We start from the raw sequence: 6450 nt of genomic DNA on the forward strand, positions 1-6450 counted from the left end.
ATTACGAGACCTTACGCAGATCTGTTGATTGACGGTATTCATGAATTAAGAATTAAACTTTCAGGATCACAAATTAGAATTTTATATTTCTTTTGTTATAAAGATTATATTATACTTACGAATCAATTCGTTAAAAATACGGATAAAGTTCCTAATTCAGAAATTAATAAAGCTATTAAAAGAAGAGAATCTTTCTTACAAAAATATACTGAAAAAATCTTAAAGGAGTTAAATTTATGAGATCGTTAAAGAATCATTTAGACAATAAGTTAAAAAGTAAATCTTTTAAGGAAAAATTTGAAGAAGAGAAAGAACTTGTTAATATTTCTATTAAGCTACAAACTTTGAGAGAAAAAAAAGGGCTTTCCCAATCTGATTTAGCGAAAAAAGCACATGTCACTCAACAACAATTATCAAAAATTGAAAATGGAGTAAATTGTAACTTATCTACATTTTTAAAAGTATGTCATGCCTTAGATCTAGAAATATCTATCAAAAACAGAAAACTTTCGGCTTAGTTTCAGACGTCGTATAACAGCGACTTACCGCTACGCTTCGGCACAAGGCCTCGCTCGGCCTCCGGCAAATTCCCCTTCTGGCATTCGCCTTGCTTACGCAAGCTACATGCCAGTCCCTAACGTCCCGGCGGGACTCAGGGTCGGGGAACTTCGGTAAGTCTAGTTCGTTATGCGAAAGCTGGAAAAAATATGGGCCAAGACCAACATATAGTTCCTCAAATATATCTTAATAATTTTGTAGACAATACTTCTCCGTTTCCTACGAAGCCATTAAACATTTTTGACAAACTGGAACAAAAATTTTTAAAAAGAGCACCAATTAACTTTCTCGCTTTAAATCATATTTATAGTTTCACAATTGATTCTGAAAAAAAAGATAATTCTCTTGAAAAATATCTTTCTAAAATCGAGACAAAATTTTCTGGAGCAGTCAGAAGACTTATAACAAACATTGATAAAAGTAAAAATAGCGCTACATTATATATAGACATAGAGGATAAGAAAATCTTTGCTTATTTCCTAATTTGGCAAATCAAACGGACAATCCTCTTTTTGAATACAATAGAAAATGGATTAGATGAAGAATTTCATAAAAATGGACTAGGTATACCAAAATTACCAGATGGAAAACCTTCACCTGAACTTAGAAATTATACTTTATATGTTTTAAGTGAATTGGGTGAAAATACTCAAATGAATTTCTTAGATATTTTTATGAAAAAAAATCTCATAGTTACAATAATTCCAGAAAATTTTGGTACAGGATTCATTACATCAGATAATCCTGTTTTGATATCTAATCAATATGGAAAGGGTGGAATTGCTCTTGAAGATACGCAAATCAGTATACCATTGACTCCTAAAATTGGTATTTCATTCTTTAAAACTGGAAAATCCATTATTAAATTTAATCAGATTAAAAAGGATGAGATTAGAAAATCTAATATTTCTTTAGCTAAAAATGCACATAAATACATTATCAGTCCTTCCGAAGAACAATTAAAAAGAATATGCAAAAATATCTAATCTACCAGCCATCGCATAACAGCGACTTACCGCTACGCTTCGGCACAAGGCCTCGCTCGGCCTCCGGCAAATTGTCCTCCTGTCACTCGTTTGCATTCGCAAACTACGTGCCAGTCCCTAACGTCCCGCCGGGACTCAGGGTCGGACAACTTCGGTAAGTCTAGTTCGTTATACGACATAGCCTAAAACTTTAGGAAATAAATCACATGCACAAATATCAAATATACGCTTTCATATCAATGTTATTTGCAGGCCTAACATCTGTCGTCGCTAAGGCAGGACTAAAAAATGTTAATAGCGATACAGGACTTGCTGTAAGAACGAGTTTTGTTTTCGCTTTTATTTGGTTACACATTTTGACATTTAATCAAATAAAAGACTTTAAAAATTTAATTCTAAGAGACATTCTGTTATTAGCCATATCAGCTCTAACAACCACTATTTCGTGGATATTTTTCTATAAAGCAATACAAATTGGAAATCTTTCAAAAGTAGCTTTAATAGATAAAGCAAGTATCATAGTAACAATAATATTATCTGTAATATTTTTGAATGAACAAATCAATATGAAAATTATTATTGGATCAATATTAATTTTATTTGGACTTTTAATAATTTCTTGGAAATAAATCTTATTATGTTTTTAGAAATTATTTTTCTTTTTTTCGCAACAATTTTTGCATTTTGGCTAAGTTCTATATGTGGCGGTGGTGCAAGTTTAATTTTAATTCCAATACTTAACATAATAATTCCAACAACAATAGTACCTTTCTCATTAACAATCGGAACTTTTGCAAGTTCAGCTTCTAGAATCGTTCTTTTCAGAAAATATATAAATTGGCATATCTTTTTCTGGTTTGTTCCGTTTTCAATACCAGCAGTTTTAATCGGGGCTTTATTAATAAAATATTTAAATCCACTCTATTTACAATTGGTTGTTGGTTTTATTTTAATCGGAAATTTCCACCAACTTTTCAAAAATATTAAAGAATTAAATTCAAATTCGAAACCCTATCCGAAACTACTTTTATCAATAGTCGGCTTTATTGCCGGCTTTATTTCCGGAGTAACAGGATCAGTTGGTCTATTATTCAATCGTTTTTATTTAAGGTACGGTTTAAATAAAGAAGAAATTGTTGCAACCAGAGCAGCAAATGAAATTTTCCTGCATCTTATTAAACTTATCTTTTATATAGCCGTTGGTTTATATTCCACTTATTCACTTTGGTTGGGAGTTGTCATTGCAGCTGCTTCAATAATCTCAACATACTCGGTTAAATTTATTCTACCATTTTTAAGTGATTTTCTATTTCGGAAAATTGGGTATGGCTCAATGGTAGTTTCAGGTTTATTTTTACTAGTCGTAACATTCAGGAGTATATTACAGAAAGATCAAATATATTTATATACTAATACATTTGATGAAAGAACTCTTAACTGGAGAAATAGTAACTTTATATTAGAATTTGCATTTGACGAAGGATTGGAAATTGAGCGACCAATAAACTCTTTAGAGCTACCTCAAAATCTCAGAATTACTCATGAAAAATTAAATTCAATTTACGATAAAATATTAATTGAAAAAGTTTATAGAGTAGCTTTGAAACCAAAATACGAATTTTACTGTTTCAAAAATAATATATTGACAAAATTAGAAATCGAAGAATAAATATATTATCAATTTTACAATAATTTTCAATTGCCTTAATAATCATAATTTTTATCTTTTTATTTATCTTAATCATACATTTAATAATATAAATAAAATCGTTTTGAAGATCAACAAAAGGTTAATTTCAAATTTTTCATCACCTAAATTGAAACAGATTTCTCTATCATTTTTCAATTTTACTTAGAAATTTTGGCTACGTCGCATAACAGCGCCTTAACGCTTCGCTTCGGGTCTTCGCCCTCGCTCGGGCTAAAGCCACATAGGCTTCTGGCACTCCCCTTGCTTACGCAAGTGTCGTTCCAGTCCCTAACGTCCCGTTCGGGACTCAGGGCCAGCCTACGTCGTTAAGGCTATTTCGTTATGCGAAAAAGACCAAAATTTTCACTGAGGACTAATATAGAATGAGCGGAGTAAGAAACCATAATTTTAGAGAAGGTGATCGTAGTGAATATTTAGCAAATTATTTACTATCAGGACTAGGATTAGTCACTCCTGTTCCCCGACCAGAAGACATAGGAATCGATTTTTTCTGCAATATCTCTGATCAAGAGAATGGATTATTATCATTTGGCTACCCATACGTTATACAAATTAAGTCGTCTTCGACAAAAGATATATTGATAGGTTCAAATGAAATTGATAAATGGAAAAAGGAAGGAATAGATTGGCTATTTAAACAAGAATTACCATTATTCATCGGAATAGTTGATAAGAAAAATATCAAAATTGATATATACAATACATCAACTTTGTCTTTTATTCATAGATTTTCAAGTAATTGCTCACAAATTTTACTTAAACCAAGATTTGATTATGAAAACAACGAAGAAGTAAAACAACCAACGAAAACCAAACTTAATAATTGGCCTTCAGATCATTTTGGTGATGGCTATTGTCATGAAGTTGATTTAGGAAAACCAATCATTTCATTAACTCATTCTGATTTCGATTTAAAAGATAAATTAATTGAAATGAAGAATACATTTCGATTAGCAATATTTATAGAACAAAAGAATATTGTATATCGTAATCTAAAGTTACCATATTTTAATTGGATTTTATTAAATGAAATAAATAAGAAAATAACACCAGCATGGATATATAGCGCGATAAAAAAGGAGAATACCGATGGTATTATACAAAACCTTGTTCCTTCTATTATATCTCTTGCACTTATTTTCTTCGAAAATAATGAATTTGAAAAACTAGAATTATTAAAGCCTTCTATCAAATTACTACCTAGACCTATGATATTCGAAAACTTAATTGTAAAATATCCAAAAATATTTGACGATTTATTGTAAAAAAGGTCTTCTTCGCATAACAGCGACTTAACGCTACGCTTCGGGACAAGCCCTCGCTCGGTCTACGACACATTCCCTTCTGTCACTCGCGTGCATTCGCAAGCTACGTGCCAGTCCCTAACGTCCCGTCCGGGACTCAGGGTCAGGGAACGTCGTTAAGTCTAGTTCGTTATGCGAAAGTCATAAACAATATCATAAATTAAAGAGGCAAATATGGAATACAAAAATAAAACCTACATAGCATTTGATGGAGACAATGATATAATATATTACTATCTTATGCTAGCTTGGAAACATAACAAAAATGATTTTTTTAAAGACTTTAATTTTTTTGATGCACATGAAATAAATTACGCAAGAGATGAAAGTAAAGAAGAGAGCATTAAAAAGCAACTTTTAACAAGATTAAACAATTCAAACAAATTTTTACTTTTAATCGGGGAAAAAACTCGTTACCTTTACAAATTTGTTCGATGGGAAATTGAACAAGCTATACGATTACAAATTCCAATAATCTGTGTAAATTTAAATGGCAAAAGATCTTTTGATTCGGATTATTGCCCATCTATTTTAACCGACATACTCGCATGTCATATTAGTTTTAATCAAAAAATTCTTGAACATGCATTGGAATATTGGCCCGCTACCCACCAATCGCTATATTCACAAAAAAAAACGGGCCCATATTATTATGATGAAACTACTTATAAAAATCTCGGACTCTAAAATGTTTTCACTAATATTTAATCTAAATAACTGGAAATTGTATTTTTCGTTTAAACAATTTATAAAAAATTTATTAAGTTCATTTTCTGCTTTATGGTTACTTACAGAAATTCTAGCCTTCTTTATAGATGAACAATGTATCAATTTCAAAAAATTATGGCCATACTTTATACTCATTGCGCTTGTTTGGACACTAATCGAAATTTTTCCAAAACGTAAAATATCTCATAAAATATCAGGCCTGGATGCTAACATTGAACTATTGATAGGGAATCTATTTGATAGAGAATCTTCATTAATTATACCTACTAATTCAACATTCGATACTGATTTGTCTCGAAATATTCAAAACAGATCAATTATTAGTGAAAAGAGCGTGCAAGGACAATTTACAACAAAATATTTTAAAAATAAAACAGCTATATTAGATGACGATTTAGAAAAATCATTAACTGAGGATGAATTTGTAATACTAGACAGATCAAATAAAAAATACGGTAAACAAAAAGAATACAAAATTGGAACAGTTGCAGCATTACATTTTGATAATCACACTGCATATTGGGTTGCCATGGCAAAATTAAATTCCTCAATGAATGCTGAATCTAGCGATGAGAATATACTTATAGCACTTTCATCCGTATGGAATTATATAAGCACAAAAGGAAACTATGAAGAAAAAATCATAATTCCGATCATAGGAACTGGTTTTTCAAGAATAAATTCAAAAAGAGAAGATATTATCAAATTAATTATATCTTCATTTATAGCAGCGATGAGAAATAGGAAATTTTGTCAGAATTTAACAATCGCAATACATCCAACTGATTACGTTAGGCACGAAATCAATCTAAAGGAAGTTGAAGATTATTTAAGACTGAATTGTAAATTCAATATAACAAATCTATCTTTAATTAAAGAAGGAACTGCAATTCGGTAGATTATGACCTTCGCATAACAGCGCCTTAACGCTTCGCTTCGGCACAAGGCCTCGCTCGGTCTGCGACACATAGGCTTCTGGCACTCCCCTTGCTTACGCAAGTGTCGTTCCAGTCCCTAACGTCCCGTAACCGGGACTCAGGGCCAGCCTACGTCGTTAAGGCTAGTTCGTTATGCGAAAGTTCAAAATATAATTATGAAATATCCAAAAGAAAATCAAATAAAAGCAAAATTAAATCCATATTTTTATTATATCTCTATATTA

8 protein-coding genes are annotated in these 6450 nt (G+C 31.2%); all 8 read left to right on the forward strand.

Annotated features, from left to right (window positions below; translation table 11 throughout):
- Window positions 1-240: type II toxin-antitoxin system RelE/ParE family toxin (locus LEP1GSC202_RS02125; protein ID WP_039927931.1), on the forward strand; the 240-nt coding region annotated here is incomplete at its 5' end.
- Complete coding sequence (locus LEP1GSC202_RS02130; protein WP_015676036.1) at window positions 237-518, forward strand: helix-turn-helix domain-containing protein; 282 nt, start codon at window positions 237-239, stop codon at window positions 516-518. The genes LEP1GSC202_RS02125 and LEP1GSC202_RS02130, both read left to right, overlap by 4 nt.
- 189 nt (window positions 519-707) lie before the next feature.
- Window positions 708-1544 (forward strand): DUF4238 domain-containing protein, encoded by an 837-nt coding sequence (locus tag LEP1GSC202_RS02135; RefSeq protein ID WP_015676032.1) that lies wholly within the window; start codon window positions 708-710, stop codon window positions 1542-1544.
- A gap of 206 nt (window positions 1545-1750) precedes the next feature.
- Entirely contained in the window at window positions 1751-2173 is a 423-nt protein-coding gene (locus tag LEP1GSC202_RS02140; RefSeq protein ID WP_039927934.1) for an EamA family transporter, read from the forward strand.
- A gap of 8 nt (window positions 2174-2181) precedes the next feature.
- Complete coding sequence (locus LEP1GSC202_RS02145; RefSeq protein ID WP_015676033.1) at window positions 2182-3213, forward strand: sulfite exporter TauE/SafE family protein; 1032 nt, start codon at window positions 2182-2184, stop codon at window positions 3211-3213.
- Between the two features lie 404 nt (window positions 3214-3617).
- Window positions 3618-4520, forward strand: coding sequence for a hypothetical protein (locus tag LEP1GSC202_RS02150; protein WP_015676035.1), 903 nt, complete (start codon window positions 3618-3620; stop codon window positions 4518-4520).
- A 213-nt stretch (window positions 4521-4733) separates the two neighbouring features.
- Window positions 4734-5246: a TIR domain-containing protein gene (locus tag LEP1GSC202_RS02155; protein ID WP_039927936.1), complete on the forward strand. Its 513-nt coding sequence runs from the start codon at window positions 4734-4736 to the stop codon at window positions 5244-5246.
- 1 nt (window position 5247) lies between these two features.
- Window positions 5248-6186 carry a macro domain-containing protein gene (locus LEP1GSC202_RS02160; protein ID WP_039927937.1) on the forward strand — a complete coding sequence of 313 codons (939 nt, stop codon included), beginning with the start codon at window positions 5248-5250 and terminating at the stop codon, window positions 6184-6186.
- The last annotated feature ends 264 nt before the right edge of the window (window positions 6187-6450 follow it).

The organism is Leptospira yanagawae serovar Saopaulo str. Sao Paulo = ATCC 700523 (assembly GCF_000332475.2).
Lineage (GTDB): Bacteria > Spirochaetota > Leptospiria > Leptospirales > Leptospiraceae > Leptospira_A > Leptospira_A yanagawae.

Bases quoted from the DNA above. Each gene is read 5' to 3' on its own strand.
- LEP1GSC202_RS02135 (WP_015676032.1), top strand. From the start codon at position 708: ATGGGCCAAGACCAACATATAGTTCCTCAAATATATCTTAATAATTTT.
- LEP1GSC202_RS02155 (WP_039927936.1), top strand. From the start codon at position 4,734: ATGGAATACAAAAATAAAACCTACATAGCATTTGATGGAGACAATGAT.
- LEP1GSC202_RS02130 (WP_015676036.1), top strand. From the start codon at position 237: ATGAGATCGTTAAAGAATCATTTAGACAATAAGTTAAAAAGTAAATCT.
- LEP1GSC202_RS02150 (WP_015676035.1), top strand. From the start codon at position 3,618: ATGAGCGGAGTAAGAAACCATAATTTTAGAGAAGGTGATCGTAGTGAA.
- LEP1GSC202_RS02145 (WP_015676033.1), top strand. From the start codon at position 2,182: ATGTTTTTAGAAATTATTTTTCTTTTTTTCGCAACAATTTTTGCATTT.
- LEP1GSC202_RS02160 (WP_039927937.1), top strand. From the start codon at position 5,248: ATGTTTTCACTAATATTTAATCTAAATAACTGGAAATTGTATTTTTCG.
- LEP1GSC202_RS02140 (WP_039927934.1), top strand. From the start codon at position 1,751: ATGCACAAATATCAAATATACGCTTTCATATCAATGTTATTTGCAGGC.